Source organism: Candidatus Phytoplasma citri, from assembly GCF_002009625.1.
In the GTDB taxonomy this organism is placed as follows: Bacteria; Bacillota_I; Bacilli_A; order Acholeplasmatales; family Acholeplasmataceae; genus Phytoplasma; species Phytoplasma citri.
In genome coordinates this window covers 1-306 of sequence record NZ_MWKN01000014.1, presented here as the reverse complement: position 1 = coordinate 306, position 306 = coordinate 1, and the positions used below count along the sequence as shown (strand labels likewise).

General features: G+C 36.3%; 1 protein-coding gene. It reads left to right on the top strand.

Annotation, left to right across the window (positions count from 1 at the left end; translation table 11 throughout):
* A partial coding sequence (locus B2G44_RS00410; RefSeq protein ID WP_219335501.1) for a reverse transcriptase/maturase family protein occupies window positions 1–306 on the top strand: 306 nt, incomplete at both ends.

The following is a 306-nucleotide window of genomic DNA, read 5'->3' as shown; positions in this document are numbered from 1 at the left end:
TCAAAATTGACTTAAAAGGTTACTTCGATACCATCAATCATGAAATTCTCATGCGAACCTTAAATCGGTTCATCAAAAAGAATAAAACTCTCTCAACCATTAACAAATGGCTAAGAGCTGGCTTCATGAAAGATGGGATCAAATACGAATCTTTATCAGGCTCTCCTCAAGGAGGAATTATTTCCCCCTTATTGGCGAATGTATATCTACATTACATGGACCTGAAAATGGAGGAACTGATTAAAGAAGGAAAACCAATTAAGAAGAAAAACCCAGAATACGGAAAAGCGTGGTCTAAAAACCAAC